This window comes from Curtobacterium sp. MCLR17_036, from assembly GCF_003234445.2.
In the GTDB taxonomy this organism is placed as follows: domain Bacteria; phylum Actinomycetota; class Actinomycetes; order Actinomycetales; family Microbacteriaceae; genus Curtobacterium.
The window spans coordinates 2,565,584-2,583,421 of record NZ_CP126269.1; the positions used below are offsets into that span (position 1 = coordinate 2,565,584).

Annotated in this window: 17 protein-coding genes and 4 tRNA genes; 5 read left to right on the plus strand and 16 right to left on the minus strand. The window is 72.3% G+C overall.

Annotation, left to right across the window (positions count from 1 at the left end; translation table 11 throughout):
* Nucleotides 1-106: 106 nt before the first annotated feature.
* A complete protein-coding gene (gene secE, locus DEI99_RS11920; protein WP_502867028.1) occupies nt 107-370 on the minus strand; it encodes a preprotein translocase subunit SecE in 264 nt (87 codons plus the stop codon).
* A gap of 36 nt (nt 371-406) precedes the next feature.
* A tRNA-Trp gene (locus DEI99_RS11925) sits at nt 407-479 on the minus strand.
* A gap of 114 nt (nt 480-593) precedes the next feature.
* On the opposite strand from DEI99_RS11925, the gene DEI99_RS11930 reads away from it, so the two are divergent.
* Entirely contained in the window at nt 594-1,844 is a 1,251-nt protein-coding gene (locus DEI99_RS11930; RefSeq protein ID WP_181434367.1) for a pyridoxal phosphate-dependent aminotransferase, read from the plus strand.
* 102 nt (nt 1,845-1,946) lie between these two features.
* Here the strand turns inward: DEI99_RS11930 and DEI99_RS11935 are convergent, their stop codons facing one another.
* Genes DEI99_RS11935 through DEI99_RS11945 form a run of 3 tightly spaced genes read right to left on the minus strand, consistent with a single transcriptional unit; the run spans nt 1,947 to nt 3,849 of the window.
* Complete coding sequence (locus DEI99_RS11935; protein ID WP_111041028.1) at nt 1,947-2,975, minus strand: UDP-N-acetylmuramate dehydrogenase; 1,029 nt, start codon at nt 2,973-2,975, stop codon at nt 1,947-1,949.
* A 2-nt stretch (nt 2,976-2,977) separates the two neighbouring features.
* Complete coding sequence (locus tag DEI99_RS11940) at nt 2,978-3,403, minus strand: MaoC/PaaZ C-terminal domain-containing protein (protein ID WP_071262101.1); 426 nt, start codon at nt 3,401-3,403, stop codon at nt 2,978-2,980.
* Complete coding sequence (locus DEI99_RS11945; protein WP_083404835.1) at nt 3,400-3,849, minus strand: MaoC family dehydratase N-terminal domain-containing protein; 450 nt, start codon at nt 3,847-3,849, stop codon at nt 3,400-3,402. The genes DEI99_RS11940 and DEI99_RS11945 overlap by 4 nt, the downstream gene beginning before the upstream one ends.
* Before the next feature lie 110 nt (nt 3,850-3,959).
* Between DEI99_RS11945 and DEI99_RS11950 the strand changes: the two genes are divergently transcribed.
* Nucleotides 3,960-4,346 carry a hypothetical protein gene (locus DEI99_RS11950; protein WP_111041029.1) on the plus strand — a complete coding sequence of 129 codons (387 nt, stop codon included), beginning with the start codon at nt 3,960-3,962 and terminating at the stop codon, nt 4,344-4,346.
* A 126-nt stretch (nt 4,347-4,472) separates the two neighbouring features.
* Here the strand turns inward: DEI99_RS11950 and DEI99_RS11955 are convergent.
* From DEI99_RS11955 to DEI99_RS11975, 5 genes are all read right to left on the minus strand, one after another.
* A tRNA-Met gene (locus tag DEI99_RS11955) sits at nt 4,473-4,546 on the minus strand.
* Nucleotides 4,547-4,578: 32 nt separating this feature from the next.
* Nucleotides 4,579-4,650 (minus strand) — tRNA-Thr (locus tag DEI99_RS11960).
* A 93-nt stretch (nt 4,651-4,743) separates the two neighbouring features.
* Complete coding sequence (locus tag DEI99_RS11965) at nt 4,744-5,895, minus strand: M23 family metallopeptidase (protein WP_111041030.1); 1,152 nt, start codon at nt 5,893-5,895, stop codon at nt 4,744-4,746.
* Nucleotides 5,896-6,038: 143 nt separating this feature from the next.
* A complete protein-coding gene (locus DEI99_RS11970) occupies nt 6,039-6,860 on the minus strand; it encodes an inositol monophosphatase family protein (protein ID WP_111041031.1) in 822 nt (273 codons plus the stop codon).
* Nucleotides 6,861-6,917: 57 nt separating this feature from the next.
* Nucleotides 6,918-7,002, minus strand: a tRNA-Tyr gene (locus DEI99_RS11975).
* Nucleotides 7,003-7,138: 136 nt separating this feature from the next.
* Here DEI99_RS11975 and DEI99_RS11980 point away from each other — a divergent pair.
* Both DEI99_RS11980 and cls read left to right on the plus strand, forming a co-directional pair.
* Nucleotides 7,139-7,627, plus strand: coding sequence for a YajQ family cyclic di-GMP-binding protein (locus DEI99_RS11980; RefSeq protein WP_071261171.1), 489 nt, complete (start codon nt 7,139-7,141; stop codon nt 7,625-7,627).
* 37 nt (nt 7,628-7,664) lie between these two features.
* Nucleotides 7,665-9,125, plus strand: coding sequence for a cardiolipin synthase (cls, locus tag DEI99_RS11985; RefSeq protein WP_071261169.1), 1,461 nt, complete (start codon nt 7,665-7,667; stop codon nt 9,123-9,125).
* Nucleotides 9,126-9,382: 257 nt separating this feature from the next.
* On the opposite strand, the gene DEI99_RS11990 is transcribed toward cls, so the two are convergent.
* From DEI99_RS11990 to DEI99_RS12005, 4 genes are all read right to left on the minus strand, one after another.
* Nucleotides 9,383-10,498 (minus strand): heparan-alpha-glucosaminide N-acetyltransferase domain-containing protein, encoded by a 1,116-nt coding sequence (locus DEI99_RS11990; protein WP_111041032.1) that lies wholly within the window; start codon nt 10,496-10,498, stop codon nt 9,383-9,385.
* 5 nt (nt 10,499-10,503) lie between these two features.
* Nucleotides 10,504-11,874: an FAD-dependent oxidoreductase gene (locus DEI99_RS11995; protein WP_111041033.1), complete on the minus strand. Its 1,371-nt coding sequence runs from the start codon at nt 11,872-11,874 to the stop codon at nt 10,504-10,506.
* Between the two features lie 79 nt (nt 11,875-11,953).
* Nucleotides 11,954-13,030, minus strand: a complete 1,077-nt coding sequence (locus DEI99_RS12000; RefSeq protein ID WP_111041034.1) for a polyprenyl synthetase family protein — start codon at nt 13,028-13,030, stop codon at nt 11,954-11,956.
* A 31-nt stretch (nt 13,031-13,061) separates the two neighbouring features.
* Nucleotides 13,062-13,850, minus strand: a complete 789-nt coding sequence (locus DEI99_RS12005) for a demethylmenaquinone methyltransferase (RefSeq protein ID WP_071261161.1) — start codon at nt 13,848-13,850, stop codon at nt 13,062-13,064.
* Nucleotides 13,851-14,101: 251 nt separating this feature from the next.
* Between DEI99_RS12005 and DEI99_RS12010 the strand changes: the two genes are divergently transcribed.
* Nucleotides 14,102-15,361 carry an isochorismate synthase gene (locus DEI99_RS12010; RefSeq protein WP_111041036.1) on the plus strand — a complete coding sequence of 420 codons (1,260 nt, stop codon included), beginning with the start codon at nt 14,102-14,104 and terminating at the stop codon, nt 15,359-15,361.
* A gap of 310 nt (nt 15,362-15,671) precedes the next feature.
* Here the strand turns inward: DEI99_RS12010 and menD are convergent, their stop codons facing one another.
* On the minus strand, nt 15,672-17,480 hold the full coding sequence (gene menD / locus DEI99_RS12015; protein ID WP_111041071.1) for a 2-succinyl-5-enolpyruvyl-6-hydroxy-3-cyclohexene-1-carboxylic-acid synthase: 1,809 nt from the start codon (nt 17,478-17,480) through the stop codon (nt 15,672-15,674).
* Nucleotides 17,473-17,832 (minus strand): PLDc N-terminal domain-containing protein, encoded by a 360-nt coding sequence (locus DEI99_RS12020; RefSeq protein ID WP_181434368.1) that lies wholly within the window; start codon nt 17,830-17,832, stop codon nt 17,473-17,475. Before DEI99_RS12020 ends, menD begins: the two co-directional genes overlap by 8 nt.
* Nucleotides 17,833-17,838 lie beyond the last annotated feature (6 nt).

The following is a 17,838-nucleotide window of genomic DNA, read 5'->3' on the forward strand; positions in this document are numbered from 1 at the left end:
CGTTCGGTGGTGCGGGTCGGGGTGGCGGGCGGTCCGGATCAGGATCGGACCCGTCTCGGGCGACCGTACTCCTCGGGTCTGCCGCGCTCGGCGGCCGACGTCCGGGTCAGGCCGTCGGACCGTTGCCGAAGACGTAGCCGACGCCGAGACCGAACACGAAGTCGAGGATCGACACCAGCACCATCATCACGACGACGAAGACGAGGACGACGCCCGTGTAGCTGAAGAGTTCCTTGCGGGTCGGGGTGACGACCTTGCGCAGTTCGCCGAAGACCTGACGGATGAAGAGCACGATGGCGGCGATCGGACCGCGGCGCTCGGCCCGGTCCTGCTTCGCCTTGGCGACGACGTCGTCCGCCGTCGTCTCCATGTCTTTGCTCGCCAAGTGCTTACCCTTCCAGATGTGCAGGGCGGACAGGACTCGAACCTGCAACCTGCGGTTTTGGAGACCGCTGCTCTACCAATTGAGCCACCGCCCTTCAGAACGCACGCTCGTCACCGATCCGCGTTCCGGTGGTCGAGTGTACGGGAGTCCGTCACACGGTGTCCACTCGGCCGCCTCCACGGCGTGCCGCGCCGGTAGGCTCGACGTCGTGAGCACCGCAGCCCCCGGCCCCGAGTCCACCACCACCTCCGCTGCCGCGCCGACGGATCGGCCGCGCATCGCGTCCCGCATCGCCGCGATCGCCGAGTCCGCGACGCTCAAGGTCGATGCGAAGGCGAAGGCCCTCAAGGCGGCCGGCCGCCCGGTCATCTCCTTCGCCGCCGGCGAGCCCGACTTCGCGACGCCCCAGCACGTCGTCGACGCCGCCGTCCAGGCCGCGCAGGACCCGAAGAACCACCGGTACACGCCCGCGACCGGCCTCCCCGAGCTCAAGCAGGCGATCGCCGACAAGACCGCCCGCGAGTCCGGCACGACCGTCGACCCGTCGCAGGTGATCGTGACGAACGGCGGCAAGCAGGCCGTCTACCAGGCGTTCCAGACCATCGTGGACGCCGGCGACGAGGTCCTGCTCCCCGCCCCGTACTGGACCACCTACCCCGAGGCGATCCGGCTCGCGGGCGGCGAACCGGTCGAGGTCTTCGCCGGGAGCGACCAGGACTACCTGGTCACGGTCGCGCAGCTCGAGGCGGCGCGCACCCCGAAGACGAAGGCGCTGCTGTTCTGCTCGCCCTCGAACCCGACCGGCGCGGTGTACAGCGCCGAGCAGACCCGTGCCATCGGCGAGTGGGCGCTCGAGCACGGCATCTGGGTGATCAGCGACGAGATCTACCAGGACCTCGTCTACGACGGCGTCCGCTTCTCCGGCGTCCTCGCCGAGGTCCCGGCCCTCGCCGACACCACCATCCTGGTGAACGGCGTCGCCAAGACGTACGCGATGACCGGCTGGCGCGTGGGCTGGTTCATCGGTCCGGCCGACGCGGTCAAGGCGGCGTCGAACCTGCAGTCGCACCTGTCGTCGAACGTCTCGAACGTGTCGCAGCGCGCCGCGATCGCCGCGCTGACGGGCCCGCAGGAGCCCGTGGCCGACATGCGCGCCGCCTTCGACCGTCGCCGCCAGGCGATCGTCGCCGGGCTGAACGCGATCCCCGGGTTCGTCACGCCGACGCCGCAGGGCGCCTTCTACGTCTACCCGGACGTCACGGCTCTGCTCGACCGCGAGTGGGCCGGCTCCACCCCGACCACGACGCTCGAGCTCGCCGACCTGATCCTCGAGCACGCCGAGGTCGCGGTCGTCCCCGGCGAGGCGTTCGGGCCCTCGGGCTACCTGCGGCTCTCCTACGCCCTGGGCGACGAGGACATCGCCGAGGGCGTCGCCCGCCTCGCGCGGTTCTTCGCGTAGTCCCCCGCACACCGGAACGGGCCACCTCGTCGAGGTGGCCCGTTCCGTCTTCCCGGGAGGCCCGTGGAGCGTCGTGCGCGTCCGTCCGGTCCGGCGGGCGCGTCAGTCGAGCAGGTCGCCGACCACGACGGGTTCCGGGGCGAGCGCGACCCCGAACCGGTTGAGGACCGTCACCTGGACGTAGCGCGCGAGCTCGGCGACCTGCGCCGCGGTGGCGCCGCCGCGGTTCGTCAGCGCGAGGGTGTGCTTCGACGAGATCCCCGCACGCGACCCCGGGACCGCGTAGCCACGGTGCACGCCGGCGTGCTCGATGAGCCAGGCGGCGCTGAGCTTGACGTCGTCGCCGGCGGCCCACCGCGGTGCCTCGGCGGGCAGCGTCTCGGCGAAGGACGGGGACACGATCGGGTTCGTGAAGAAGGACCCGGCACTCCAGGTGTCGTGGTCGTCCCCGTCGAGCACCATGCCCTTCGACGCGCGGAGTCGCAGGACCTCGTCGCGGACGGTCGCGGGCGGCACGGGTGCGCCGAGCTCCACCCCGAGCGAGCCGGCCAGCTGGGCGTACCGGACGGGCACACCGTCCTGCCCGGCGAGGCCGAGTCGGAACTCGACGGTCAGCACGACGCCGCGCCGACCATGCTTGAGGGTCGACGTGCGGTACCCGAGCGCCAGTTCGGCCGCCGGCACCCAGGCGCGCTCCCCCGTGGCCGCGTCGAGGAACTCGACGCGGGTGAGCACGTCGGAGAGCTCGACCCCGTAGGCCCCGATGTTCTGCACGGGCGACGCCCCGACGGTGCCCGGGATGCCGCTCAGCGCCTCGAGCCCGGTCCAGCCGTTCGCGACGGTCGTGGCGACGAACGGGTCCCACGGCTCGCCGGCGGCGACGCGGACGGTGACGCCGTCGGCGTCGCGGTCGGCGTCCACACCCGTGGTGCGGACGAGGACGACGGTGCCGTCGAAGCCACCGTCGGCGACGAGCAGGTTGCTGCCGCCGCCGAGGACGAGCCACTCGTGGTCGTCGAAGGCGTCGAGGGCGTGCTCGACGAGTTCGTCGGTGGTCGTCGCCGTGAGCAGCCGTGCTGCCGCCCCTCCGACGCGGAGCGTCGTGAGGTCGGCCAGCGCCGGCTCGGTCACGGTCAGCGGAACACCACCGTGACCTGCGCCTTGCCGAGCACGGTCTGCCCGGCGGCGGTCACGGTGAGGTCGATGCGGGCGGGACGGCCGTCGTCGTCGACGGTGCCGACCTTGGCGACGATCCCGACCGTGGCGCCCTGCTCCGGGTCGACGACGACGGGACGGGTGAACCGCACGCCGTAGCCCGACACCCAACCGCTGTCGCCGAGCCACTCGGCCACCGGCTGCACGGCGAGGCCCATCGTGAGCATGCCGTGGGCGAGGACACCGGGCAGACCGACCGAGGTCGCGACGTCGTCGCGGTAGTGGATCGGGTTGAAGTCTCCGGAGGCGCCGGCGTAGCGGACCAGGGAGTCGCGGGTCAGGTGCACGTCGCGCTCGGCGACGACCGTGCCGACCTCGAGCGTGGTGGCGGGTGCGGCGGTCATGCGTCGTCTCCTCGGACCACGAGGGTGGAGGTCGCCGTGACGACGTGCTCCCCCGCGGCGTCGTTCATGGTGCTCCGGGCGGTGACCATCGCGTTGCCGCCGAGGGTCTTGACGCTCGTGACGGTGAGCGTGGCGGTGAGTTCGTCGCCGGCGACGATCGGCCGGTCGTAGGTGAACGACTGCTCACCGTGGACGACGCGGGAGAAGTCGATGCCGGCGTCGGGCTCGGCGAGGAGCTGCGCGAGGGTGGCTTCCTGCACGACGACGGCGAAGGTCGGCGGGGCCACGACGTCGTCGTAGCCGGCGGCACGCGCGGCCTCGGGGTCGTGGTGGACGGGGTTGGTCGCGAACACCGCACGCGAGAACTCGCGTACCTTCTCGCGGCCGACCAGGTAGGGCTGGGCCGGCGGGAACGTCCTGCCGACGAGCTCGGGGTTCACTGACACGCAGGGCAGTCTACCGAGCGCCGCCGACGGGTCCCCGGTGCGATCGGTTACTGTGGGGTGAGTCGGTTCGGGGGGAACCGGCACCGATCTTCCGGGGATGGGGAGGGACGATGGACGCCGTCACCGAGTTCGCCGTGCACACGGGCGACCGGAGCACCGCGATGGAGGTCGCCGGAGCCGTGCTGCGGCGGTCCGGCCACCAGGTCGAACGCTCCGGCGGGACGATCACCGCGACGACCGGGAACCGTCTGCTGACGATCCTGCTCGGCGTCTTCGTGCACCCGTCCCGCGAGTTCCGTCGCTACGAGGTGTCGACCACGGTGACGGGCACCGCCACGACGATCACGCTGCGCCGTGCCGCGCACGGGACCGCCGTCTCGGGCGGGAGCATCGGGGCGAGCCGACGCCAGGCCGCGTGGCACGAGGTGGCCACCGGGCTCGAGCGCGCGCTGCGGGCCGCCGGCATCCTGCTCGGCCGGACGGACCGCCGCCACTGACTCCGGCGTGACCCGGAGCCGAGCCGGACGGGCCGGCCGGGTCCTGGTGCCGACGGCACTCGTGCCCGGAAACGACGAAAGCCCGGGAACGACGAAAGCCCGGCGAGCAGATCGCCGGGCTTGCGGTAGCGAGGGCGGGACTTGAACCCGCGACCCCACGATTATGAGTCGTGTGCTCTAACCAACTGAGCTACCCCGCCAGAGATCCGGAGCGACACGCGCACCGGGTCGGAGCCCCGAGTCAGGATTGAACTGACGACCCCTTCCTTACCATGGAAGTGCTCTACCACTGAGCTATCGGGGCGATGTGCCGCGAACGGCACCACACGAGGATAGCAGACCTCCGACGCTGGTCCGGAACCGGGCGTGACGCCCGGGCGTGCCGCGCCGAGGACCCCTAGTCCGCGTTGGCCTCGAGCCACGCCAGCGGGTCCACCGGGACCCCGTCGACGTGCACCTCGAGGTGCAGGTGGGGGCCCGTCGAGTTGCCGGTGCTGCCGACGAGACCGAGGACGTCACCGACGGTGACCTGCTGACCGGTGACCACCTGGAAGGAGTTGTCCTCCATGTGGCCGTAGACGCTGACGAACTGCTTGCCGTCGACGTCGTGCTGCACCCAGACGTCGTTGCCGAAGCCGCCGTCGTTCGCCTGCACCTTGATGACCGTGCCGGAGGCGATCACCCGGATCGGGGTGCCCTCGCCCGGCGCGAAGTCGACGCCCATGTGGTTCGTCGAGCAGAACGAGCAGCCCGCGACCTGGCGTCCGCCGAAGCCCGAGGTGATCGGCACGCCGGTCAGGAAGGGCCACTGGATGGAGCCGGCCGGGTCGTTCGTGAAGCTCGACGCGTCGACGTGCTGGTACTGCGTGACGTCGGACACCGTGTACTGGTCGCGCGACGTGGAACCGGCCGCGGTGTCGCCCACGCTGAGCGACTGGGTCGCACCGGCGCTGGCCCGGGCCGCGGTCGAACCGCTCTCCGGCACCCACAGCGCCTGCGCCGGCAGCGAGGTCGAGACGACGAGCCCGGCGGCGAAGAGCAGGGCGCCGACCGCGGTCACGCGCGAGGCGGTCCGGCGGAAGGACGAGCCGGTCGTCGCCGTCGGTCGGCTCGACGGTGCGGTCGCTGCGATGTGCCGGGTGGCACGGTCCACCTGCACGGGGCGGGTCCCGCGGCGTCCGGCACCCCGGGCCGTCGGGGCCGTACCACGGCGCGACGGCGACGACACCGGGGCCACGACGGGCGACGACGGAGCCGGCGGCGTCGCGATCCGGGACGCCGGACGGGTGGGCGCGGCCGGGGAGGTCGGAGCCAGGTCGACCGGCGACACCGGGGCCGCCGGCGTGGTCGGTACCACGGCGCGCTGTGCCGCGGGCCGGTCGGACGCCGCCCGCGAGGACCGCGCCGTCGTGTCCGCGGCGGTCGCCACCGTTCCCTTCGCGGCTGCCCGCTCCGCCTCGATCCGGGCTCGTCGGGTCAGGTGGACGACCGGGGTGGTGGCGTCGACGGGACCGGGGGTGACGGCGGGCGAGAGCGGGGAGTGCGGCATGTGTGCGGTGGCGATCCTGATCGGGGCAGATGCGCTCGGAGGTAACGAGCAGATAACGGGACCTGAGCACGCTAGCAAAGGACGTCGCACGCCGCCAATCACCCGGACGACCAGGACGGCCCCCCAGACCTGGGGACCCGGGCTCAGTCCGCCAGGGCGTCGGCCTCCAGACGGCGGAGGAGGGCCTCGAGGTCGTCGGCCACGGCGGGACTCGCGAAGAGGAAGGACCGCGTGTCGCCGGCCTCCCAGATCCGGACCACGGCGCCGGCCTCGGCCGCGACGACGGACCCGCCCGCCATGTCCCACGGGTTGATGCCGCGCTCGTAGTAGGCGTCCACCCGCCCCTCGCCGACCGCACAGCAGTCGAGCGACGCCGCTCCCCCGCGCCGGATGTCCCGGACCTCGCCGATGAGGCCGGCCAGGACCCGGACCTGCTCGCGGCGGCGGTCGGCCGTGTACCCGAACCCCGTCGCGACGAGGGTCTCGGCCAGGGACGCGGGCGAGGCGACGGTCAGCCGCTCCCCGTCGCGGGTCGCGCCGCTGCCGACGGCCGCACGGAACACGGTCCCGGTCGCGGGCATGACGACGACGCCGGCCACCGGCTCCCACGTCGTGGGGTCCGGGTCGCCGCGCACCACCCCGATGCTCACGCCGTGGTCGGCGCTGCCGTAGAGGTAGTTGACGGTGCCGTCGATCGGGTCGACCACCCACGTGTACCCCGAGGACCCGGTGGCGGAGCCGGACTCCTCACCGTGGAAGGCGTCGTCCGGACGCTCGGCGGCGATCCGCTCTCGGATGAGGGCCTCGACCTCGCGGTCGGCGGCGGTGACGACGTCGACGATGCTCGACTTCCGGTCGGCGACCTCCACCCCCTCGGCGCGTCGTCGGGCAGCGAGGGTCGCCGCCTCGACGGCGATCGACTCGGCGAGGTCGGCGAACCAGGACGGTGTGGGATCGGAGGACATGCCCCCATCCTCCCGGAACACGAACGGCCCCGTCCGCAGTGGACGGGGCCGTTCCTATGGTGGCAAGTGAGGGATTCGAACCCCCGAAGGCTACGCCGGCTGATTTACAGTCAGATCCCTTTGGCCGCTTGGGTAACTTGCCATGCGCACCCAGCCGGTGTGATCACCAACCGAAGGCGCGCACAAGAGCATAGCCGATCCGAGACGGTGGTCGTGACCACGTGGGCCGATCCGACGGGCTGGAACCGGGCCTCCTGTCCGCAGATAGGCTGTCCGGCATGGCAGACAGTTCCTTCGACGTGGTCAGCAAGGTCGACAAGATGGAGGCGGAGAACGCCCTCAACCAGGCCGCCAAGGAGATCGAACAGCGGTACGACTTCAAGGGTGCCGACGCGTCGATCGCGTTCAGCGGCGAGGACGTCCTCATCAAGGCGAACTCGGAAGAGCGTGCGAAGGCCGTCCTCGACGTCCTGCAGAGCAAGGCGATCAAGCGGAACATCAGCCTGAAGAGCCTCGACGCCGGCGACCCCTACCCCTCGGGCAAGGAGTACCGCATCGAGGTGAAGTTCAAGAACGGCATCGAGCAGGACGTCGCGAAGAAGATCGGCGCGTTCCTGCGGGCGAACGCCCCGAAGACGGTGAAGAGCCAGATCCAGGGCGACGAGCTCCGGGTCTCCTCGAAGAGCCGCGACGACCTGCAGAACACGATCCAGCTCCTCAAGGGCGAAGAGTTCGACGTGCCGCTGCAGTACATCAACTTCCGCTGACGCGCAGCGCCCGAACGACGACCGACACCGGCACCCCGTGGAGCACTGGCTCACCGTCGCGATCACCGTCCTGCTCGTCCTGCTGGACCTGGCGATCCGCGTCTTCTCGATCATCTACGTCCCGATCAACCGCAAGCCGCAGACCGCGACCGCCTGGCTGCTCGCGATCTTCCTCATCCCCTACATCGGCTTCATCGTCTTCCTCGTCATCGGGTCGACGAAGCTGCCCCGCGCCCGCCGCGAGAAGCAGACCGAGATCAACGCGTACATCCTCGAGCAGACCGAGGGCATCGAGCGGGTCCGTCGTGACCACCCGTGGCCGGGCTGGCTCGAAGGGGTCACCCGCCTGAACCGGGAGCTCGGTGCCATGCCGCTCGTCGGTGGCAACTCCGCGGAGCTCTACCCGGACTCAGTGGAGTCCATCGCCGAGATGACCCGGGCGATCGACCAGTCCCGACGGTTCGTGCACGTCGAGTTCTACATCGCCACCCTCGACGACACCACGCGCCCGTTCTTCGACGCCCTCGCACGGGCGCAGGCCCGCGGTGTCACCGTCCGGTTCCTGCTCGACCACTGGGCCAGCCGCGGCTACCCCGGCTACAAGGACACGCTCGCGTTCCTCGACCAGGCCGGCATCGCGTGGCACCTCATGCTCCCGCTGCTGCCGCTGCAGGGGAAGTTCCAGCGCCCCGACCTGCGCAACCACCGGAAGATCATGGTCATCGACGGATCGGTGGCGTTCACCGGGTCGCAGAACCTGATCGACGCCTCGTACGACCTGAAGTCGCACATCGAGAAGGGCATGGTCTACAAGGACCTGTTCGCCCGGTTCGAGGGCCCGGTCGTCGCTGGCCTCAACGCCCTGTTCGTCACCGACTGGTACAGCGAGACCGACGAGCTGCTGCTGCGCGAGAGCGATCCCGTCCAGCGCGCCGACCGCGGTGACGCGCTCGACTGCCAGGTCGTGCCGTCCGGCCCCGGCTTCGACGGCGAGAACAACCTGCGCCTGTTCAACGCGCTGCTCTACTCGGCGCAGGAGAAGGTGTCGATCACCTCGCCGTACTTCGTGCCCGACGACTCGATGCTCTACGCGATCACCACGACCGCGCAGCGCGGCGTCGAGGTCGAGCTCTTCGTCGGCGAGCTCGGCGACCACGCGATGACCTGGCACGCGCAGCGGTCCTACTACGAGGCGCTCCTGCGCGCCGGCGTCCGCATCTGGCTGTACCGCGCTCCGACGATCCTGCACGCGAAGCACTTCACGATCGACGACGAGGTCTCGGTCATCGGCTCGAGCAACATGGACATGCGGTCCTTCAGCCTGAACCTCGAGGTCTCCGTGATGGTCCGCGGCCACCGCTTCGTCGACGCGCTGCGCGAGGTGCAGCAGGCCTACAAGGAGCACAGCTTCGAGCTGACGCTCGACGCCTGGCTCGACCGCCCGCGCCGCTCGCAGGTGCTCGACAACGTCGCGCGGCTCACGGCGGCGCTGCAGTAACGGCGCGGGGGCGCGCGGTGGTTGCAGTTCCGCGCGTGGGTGGCAGTTCCGCGCGTGGTCAGGTCTTCCGCGCGTCGGAGGGCGGGAGTTCCGTCCCCCTACGCGCGATTCTTCTTCCTACGTCGCGCGCAATGGGACGCAACGTGCGGACAGCCGGGAGGCGCGGCACCCGACCGGCGGGCCACCACCAGCCCGGCAGGCGCTCACGTCCACCGCGGGCTGCCGCGCCCACCGGGTGGGTCAGCGCACCGAGAGCGTCAGCGCACCGGGACCAGGCCGGCCAGGGCTCCCACCACACGCTCGAGCGGACCGCGCCCGAGGAACCGACGCCAGAGCATCGCGAACACCACGGAACCGAGGGCGAACCAGCCCCACGCCGCGCCGGACTCCGGGTACTCGGGCAGCAGCGCGATGACGACGAGGTGCCCCGAGTAGATCGTCAGCGGCATCGACCCGACCGCGGCGAGCGGGAACGCGATGCGCTCGGCGGTACGGCCGTGCCCGTCGAACACCAGGGTGCAGAGGGCGATGACCGCGACCGCGACACCGGTCGTCCCGACGACGTCGACGATCGACGACGAGTGGTCGCGCGGCGACAGGAAGAATTGCGCGAGGGCCTCGGCGGGCGTGGAGCCCTCTCCCGCGTACGGCACACCGGGGAACGCCCACGCAGCATCGGGAGGGGTCGGCGCCAGGAGCGCACCGGCGACGTAGGCGGTGACCGCGGCCACGCTGCCGGACGCGAGGAGCGCGACCTGCCGGCCCCGCGCCTCCAGACCGGACCGCGCGACCGCGAGACCGACCAGCACGTACGTCAGGAAGGTGACCACGGGGTAGACCAGACCGAGTTGGACGCCGATCATGTCGGCGCCCGAGTAGGCGGGGGCGATCGTCAGCGCGACGAGGGGTGACAGCAGCGCGCACACGGCGGCGATGGCGAGCAGTGCCGCCGGACGGAGGCGGAGCACCGGCACCACCAGCAGGAACAGCGCACCGTAGGTCGGCAGGATCACGTAGACCGGGGTGTCGAGCGCCATGAGTGCGAAGCCGATGAGGACGACCACGACCGCTCGGATCGCGAGCCGGGCGCGGACCCGCCCGATGGTCGGGGGCTCCGGCGGTTCGGTCCGGCCGCTCGTCAGTCCGATCGACACCCCGGCGAGGACCGCGAACAGGGTGGAGGGCCGGCCGTGCGCCACCGCGGACCACGTGCCCGGGGCCGTCCAGTCGAGCTCGTCGGCGATGCCGCCGATGTGCGCGGCCATCATGCCGAGCAGGGCGATCGCCCGGGCGACGTCGACGCCCTGCAGCCGCACGGCGGAGACGGACGCGCCCCGCACCGCTCGGAGCGGGACGGGGCGCGTGTCGGTCATCGTGGTCAGTTGCTCGGCACGTCGACGCGACCGAGCGAGACGTCGATCATCTCGTCGCGCGGCACGACCTTGATCCGCTCGCGACCCTCGGCAGCGCCGAGCGCCTGCTCGTGCGTGTCGAGGTTGTGCCAGCCGTCGAGGTCGGTGTACTCGACGCCGCGCGAGCGCAGCAGGGCCGGGATCGCCTCGTCGGACGGGTCCTCCGGCGTCCACCAGCTCGCCTGGTCCGTGACGATGTGCTGCACGGTCTCCATCGCGTCGGACTTCGTGTGCCCGATGAGGCCGACCGGACCGCGCTTGATCCACCCGGTCGCGTAGACGCCGGGGATCTGCTGGTTGTCGTCGTCGAGGACCTGGCCCTCGTGGTTCGGGATGACGCCGTGACGCTCGTCGAACGGCACGTCGGGCAGCGGCGACCCGAAGTACCCGACGGCGCGGTACGCGGCCTGGATCGGGATCTCGCGGATCTCGCCGGTGCCCTCGACGCCGCCCTCGCCGTTCGGCCGCGTGCGCTCGTACCGGATGGCCGTGAGCGCGCCGTCCTCGCCGACGAACTCGACGGGCTTCGCCCAGAAGTGCAGGTGCAGCCGCCGGCTCGCCTGCCCGGTCTCGCGCGTGCGCCACTGCTCGAGCACGCGGTTGATCACCATGACCTGCTTGTTCGTCGCGATCGCGGTCTTCGACGCCTCGTCGTGGTCGAAGTCCTCGTCGTAGACGATCATGTCGACGTCGCGGACCTCGCCGAGTTCGCGGAGCTCGAGCGGCGTGAACTTGACCTGCGCCGGACCCCGACGGCCGAAGACGTGCACGTCGGTGACCGGGCTCGCCTTGAGGCCCTGGTAGACGTTGTCCGGGATCTCGGTGGGCAGCAGGTCGTCGGCGTGCTTCGCGAGCATGCGGGAGACGTCGAGTGCCACGTTGCCCACGCCGATCACCGCGACGCTCTCGGCTGTCAGGGGCCAGGTGCGCGGGACGTCGGGGTGGCCGTCGAACCAGCTGACGAAGTCGGCTGCGCCGTACGAGCCCTCGAGGTCGACCCCGGGGATGTCGAGGTCGGCGTCCTTGATCGCACCCGTCGAGAACACGACCGCGTTGTAGTGCTTCTTGAGGTCGTCGAGGGTGATGTCCTCGCCGTACCGGACGTTGCCGAACAGCCGGACGACGCCGCTGTCGAGCACGTCGCGGAGGGCGTTGATGATGCCCTTGATGCGCGGGTGGTCCGGGGCGACGCCGTACCGGACCAGGCCGTAGGGGGCGGGGAGCTGCTCGAACAGGTCGATCGACACGTCGTGGCCGCGGGCTTCGCGCAGCAGGATGTCCGCGGCGTAGATGCCGGCGGGGCCGGCGCCGACGATGGCGAGTCGGAGGGTGGGCACTGTTCGTCTCCAGTTCGTTCGGGTGGGGGTTCCCGGGTGCGTCCGCTCGGCCACCGTGCGGTGCCGAAGCGGACGGTGTTCAGCGGCTGCGGTCGACGACGGACTCGGCGAAGCGGGTCAGCGCCTTCTTCACCGTGCCGTCCGGCAGCGGTGCGAGTGCGTCGACGGCTTCGTGCGCCCAGGCGACGGCGACCGCGCGCGTCGCCGCGGTGGCCTCGTGCTCGCGGAGCGCGGCGACGGCGGACTGGTACGGCTCCGAGCCGACGGCGTCGTCCGGGGCGCCGTTGACGTCGCGGTCGATGCGCTCGACCAGGTCGTGCGCCGACGCGTCCGTGGCGGCGAGCCGGCGGAGCTGCAGCAGCGGCAGCGTGTCGACGCCGGCACGCAGGTCGTTGCCCGCGATCTTGCCGGTCTTGTCGGTGGCGGGTGCGAGGTCGATGACGTCGTCGACGAGCTGGAAGGCGACGCCGACCTTCTCGCCGAAGGTGCCGACCGCGTCGAGGTACGAGCGGTCCGCGCCGGAGAACATCACACCGGCGCGCGCCGCGGTGGCGATGAGCGAACCGGTCTTGTCGCTGAGCACCCGGATGTAGTGCTGCACCGGGTCGTCGTCGGGCTGCGGCCCCGTGGTCTCGTGCAGCTGGCCCATGCAGAGGCGCTGGAAGGTCTCGGCCTGCATCCGGATGCCCTCGGTGCCGAGGTCGGCCGTGATGAGGCTGGCGCGGGCGAAGAGCAGGTCGCCCGTCAGGATCGCCACGTTGTTGCCGTAGGTGATCTGTGCGGCGGGCACACCGCGGCGGACGGGTGCTTCGTCCATGACGTCGTCGTGGTAGAGCGACGCGAGGTGGGTCGTCTCGATGCTGACGGCGGCCTTCACCACGGCGTCGGTCACGCCGTCGCCGAGCTGCGCGATGAGGAGCGTCAGCGTCGGACGGATGCGCTTGCCGCCGGCCGACAACAGGTAACGGCTGGTGGTGTCGGCCAGGGTGTCGGTGGAGCGCATGGCGTCCTCGAGGCCCTGTTCGACGAGTTCGAGTCCGTCGTCGACGGCCGCGATGAAGCGGCGGTCGGCGGGCGTGGCGAACAACCGCTCGCCGATGCCCAGCGAGGCGCGCAGGCTCGGTGCACGACGTGCGACCGGGACGCTCGGGTTCAAGTGCTGCTCCGTCTTCGGGTGGTCGGACCGGTCAGTCGGCGGGGTCGACGCGCGGCTGCTCGCCGGTGGCCTGGTGGTCGCGGCGGGCCTTCGCGCGTCGCGCTGCCGACTCGCGGACCGTGTCGGCCACGGGCTTGCGCCCACGGTGCAGTGCGACGATGCCGGCGGTGAGGTTGCGGTAGGCGACCACCGAGAACCCGACGCCGCGCAGCCACTGGGTCAGCACCTGCTGGTCCGGCCACGCGTCGATGGACTCGGCGAGGTAGCGGTAGGCGGCCGGGTTGCTGCTCGACAGCCGGGCGATGCCGGGGAGCACCCGCTTGAGGTAGGTGCCGTAGCCGACGCGCAGCAGCGCACGCGGCGGCGTCGAGAACTCGCAGATGACGACGCGGCCACCGGGCTTGAGGACCCGGAGCATCTCGGCGAGCGCCTGCTTCGGGTCGTTGACGTTGCGCAGGCCGAACGAGATCGTGACGGCGTCGAAGGTGTCGTCGTCGAACGGCAGGCGCTCGGCGTCGCCCTCGACGAAGGTGATCTCGGGGTGGCGCTCACGACCGACGGCGATCATGCCGGCCGACAGGTCGAGGGCGGTGACCTCGGCACCCTTCTTCGCGAAGGCAGCGGCGCTCGTGCCGGTACCGGCCGCGATGTCCAGGACCTTCTCGCCGGGTTGCGGGTCGATCGCCCGGACCGTCGCGACACGCCACAGCGGAGCGTTGCCCGCCGACAGGATGTCGTTCGTGAGGTCGTACTTGGCCGCGACGTCGTCGAACATCGCCGCCACCTCGTCCGGCCGCTTGTTCAGGTCCGCTCTGCTCACACCACCGATCCTAGAGGTCCCGGCCGGACGTTCACCGGACTCGCAGCGACCCGGGCGGTGCGCGCGGGACGCCGGGCGTCCGCGGAGCCGTGACACCGACCGCGCACAGCCCCGTCACCGGCGGCACACCGCCCCGTCACTGACCGCACACCGCGCAGTCACCGACCGCGCTCGGGCCGGTCGCCGACCGCGCACCGGCCCGTCACCGACCACGCACGGGCCTGTCGCCGTCCGCGCGTAGCATCGGACCCGTGACCCGAACCACCACGGCGGCACCCCCGCTGACGGTCTCGACCCGGATCCTCGACGACCCGGGCGCCGTCCTCCGACACACCCTCCGCGACCGTCCGCTCGCCTTCGTCCGGAACGGCGATGGCATCGTCGGCATCGGCGAGGCGCTCCGGTTCACCTTCACCGGCCCGGACCGGATGCGCGACGCGGCGGCCGCCTGGCGCGCCGTCGTCGCGTCCGCGACCGTGGACGACCCGGTGCAGCTGCGCGGCTCGGGCCTGGTGGCGTTCGGGTCGTTCGCCTTCGCCGACGACTCCGCAGAGGAGAGCGTGCTCATCGTGCCGCGCGTCGTCATCGGCCGTCGCCGGGGCAAGGCCTGGCTCACCGCGATCGACACGACCGCCGGCGCCGAACCGCTCGCGTTCTCACGCACCTCGGTGCCCGTCCCCCTCGTCGGACCGCACGTGTCCGTCGCGCTGCGGGCCGGACACACCGACGAGGCCGCGTACGCCGCCGCCGTCGACGAGGCCGTCCACCGGATCGTCGCCGGCGAGGCGCAGAAGGTCGTGCTCGCCCGCGACCTGGTCGGCACCCTGCCCGACGGCGCCGACCGGCGTGCGGTGCTCCTCGACCTCGCGGCGTCCTACCCGCAGTGCGTCGTGTTCGCCGTCGACGGGCTCGTCGGGGCGACGCCGGAGACCCTCGCGCGGACGGACGGCACCCGACTCACGGCCCGCGTGCTCGCCGGCAGCGCGGCGCGCGGCGACGACGAGGTCTCCGACCGCGCCGCGGCCGAGGCCCTCGCGTCGAGCGCGAAGGACGTCGAGGAGCACGCCTTCGCGATCGACAGCCTGCTCGCCGCGCTCCGGCCGCTCGCGACCGACCTGCGGGCCGACGCCGAGCCGTTCCGGTTGCAGCTGCCGAACCTGTGGCACCTGGCGACCGACGTGCAGGCGACGCTGCCGCCGGACACGACCTCGCTCGACGTCGCGGACGCCCTGCACCCGACGGCCGCGGTCGCCGGCACGCCGACCGACGTCGCCGTGCGCCTGGTCGCCGAGCTCGAGGGCGTCGACCGCGGGCGGTACGCCGGGCCGGTCGGCTGGATGAGCGCGACCGGTGACGGCGAGTGGATGCTCGCCCTGCGGAGCGCCCGCATCGACGACGACGGCACGGTGCGCGCGTGGGCCGGCGCCGGGATCGTCGCCGGGTCCGACCCGGCTCGCGAGGTCGCCGAGACCGCCCTGAAGTTCCGTCCGATCGCCGACGCCCTGGCCTGACGACGGCCGGGAGGCGCGGCGCACGCCCGTCACGTCGGCCGCGGCCCGACGCGGTGTGGGCCGGGCGAGACGCGGTGCGCGTCGAGCGAGACGCCACGGCCGGCGTGGACCGCCGGTCGGGCACCGGCTCCGTGCGGTCCGCGCCCCCGCGCGGTCGTCGCGCCCCGACTCACCGGGGCGCGACGGCCGCACCGGGGCGCGAAGTGACCGTGCAGCGATTCGCTGCGGCCCGCACGGACATGTCGAGCGTGGAACGCACTGCGGCGGGACGGCCGCACCAGGGGGCGCTGACGGTGCGACGCTCCCCCGGTCAGTCGACCAGCGGGACCTCGATCACCACGCGTTCGGCGGGGTCGGTGAGCACGCGCTCCAGGTCGCCCCAGGTCGCTGCCCGGCGGTACTCCCACCCGAGTCCGGTGACGACCCGTTCGACGTCGACGTGCTGCGGCGTCGACATCATCCGTCGCATGTCGGCGTCCGGCGTGGTCTTCGCGACCTCGAGCCCGCGGAAGATCGCCCCACCGTGGTCGTTGCCGACGACGACCTGCACCCGGTGCGTCGGTTCCTCGGTGCCGGTGACGAACGCGCCGAGGTCGTGCAGCAGCGTCAGGTCGCCGAGCAGCACGCGCGTGGTGCCGACCGACGCCGAGGACCGCTCGAGCGCCGCCGCGATGCCGAGCGCGGTCGACACGGTCCCGTCGATGCCGGCGAGGCCGCGGTTCGCGTGCACCCGGATCTTCTTGCCGAGCACACGGGCGTCGGCCTCGCGGATGAGCTGCGAGGCGCCGAGGACGAGCCGGTCGTGCGGCCACGTCACCCCCCAGACTGCCTCGGCGAGCATCACCCGGTCGACCGGTCGGCGACGGAGTGCGACCTCGTCACGGAGGAACTTGTTCCTCTCGGCGCGGTCGGCCGAGCGCTTCGCGTCGAGGTCCGGGCCGGCGTCGCCGTCGCCGAGCACCTGTCGGCTCGCGCCGACCCACCGGCCGACCCACGCACGGTGCTCCGGCCGGGTGCGGCCCGTCACGCGGACGTCGGACACGAAGGTGGTCGCGGCGTCCGGACTGGGCCCACGCCGCGGGTCCCCGGGCGACGCGTCAGCGGCGTCCGGGCCGTGCCGGTGGGGAGAGGCACGGGCCGGGTCGAACGGGTCGGCCGTGTGTCCGCGGACCACGATCGTCTCCACGTCGTCGCGCTGCAGGAGCGCCGGGACCTCGCGGCTGAGCGTCGGGTGCCCGAGCACCACGGCGCGGCGCACCGCGCCGCCGAACGCCGCATCGCGCAACAGTTCGCGGTAGGTGACGACGAGGTTCCGGCCGAAGCGCGCACCGCTGGACACCTCGGCGAGCAGCGGCGCACCGAGCTCCCACGCGATGCGCTCGGCGTCCTCGCCGGCGTCGTGCCCGGCGATCACCACGGTGCCCGGCTCGTCATCGGGCGTGAGGTCCGCGACCGGCAGGCCGGTGTGCGCGCGTCGGGTGGCGTAGGCCAGGTCCACCTCGTCGTCGGGGACACCGTCGACGCCCTCGTCCGGGAGCCCGGCCGAGAGCGGTTCGCGGAAGGCCACGTTGAGCTGCGCCGGACCCGGCTGTCCGGTGTGTCCGGCGGCGGCCGCCACGGCCTGACGCGCGAGGGTGCGCAGCGCGGTGCGCACGGACTCGTCGACACCGTGGGTCGACGGGGCCTCGACGTCGCGGACGAACGGCACAGCCGGCCCGAACATCCCCGGCTGGACGGTGGTCTGGTTGCTGCCGATCCCCCGCAGCTCGTCGGGCCGGTCGGCACTGAGCACGATCATCGGGACGCCGGAGTGGTGCGCCTCGAGCACGGCGGGGTGCAGGTTCGCGACGGCGGTGCCAGACGTCGTGACGACCGCGGCCGGCCGGTTGCTCTCGACCGCGAGGCCGAGGGCGAAGAACCCCGCGGTGCGCTCGTCGAGGCGCACGTGCACGGAGATGCCGCCGGCACGCTCGAGGGCGACGGCGGCCAGCGCGAGTGCCTGGGACCGCGAACCCGGACTGACGACGACGTCGGTCACGCCGGCGCGGGCGAGTTCCTGCAGCAGCGCCAGGGCGGCGTCGGTCGCCGGGCTGCCCGACGCGACCGGGCCGTCAGCGATCGGCGCGGCCGTCGTCGTCCCGGTCGTGGAACTGGTCTTCGAGGTCTCGGAGGGTGGCGTCGTCCTGGTCCTTGTCCGTGAGGGTGGAACCCGGCGCGGGCGTGCCGCCGAGGAAGTCCGGGTCGTCTTCCGGTCCACGGTACCGGCGTCCGGTGCCGGGTTCGGTCGCTGGTGCGCGGCCGAGCAGGAACCAGAGCAGCCCGCCGAGCACGGGGAGGACGATCACGAGGAGGATCCAGATGCCGCGCCGCAGGGAGCGGATGCGCTCACGGGGCATGGTGGCGCAGTCGATGGCTGCGTACACCGTGAACGCGACGGCTGCCACGGCGACGATCAACCACAGTCGGACCATGCCGTG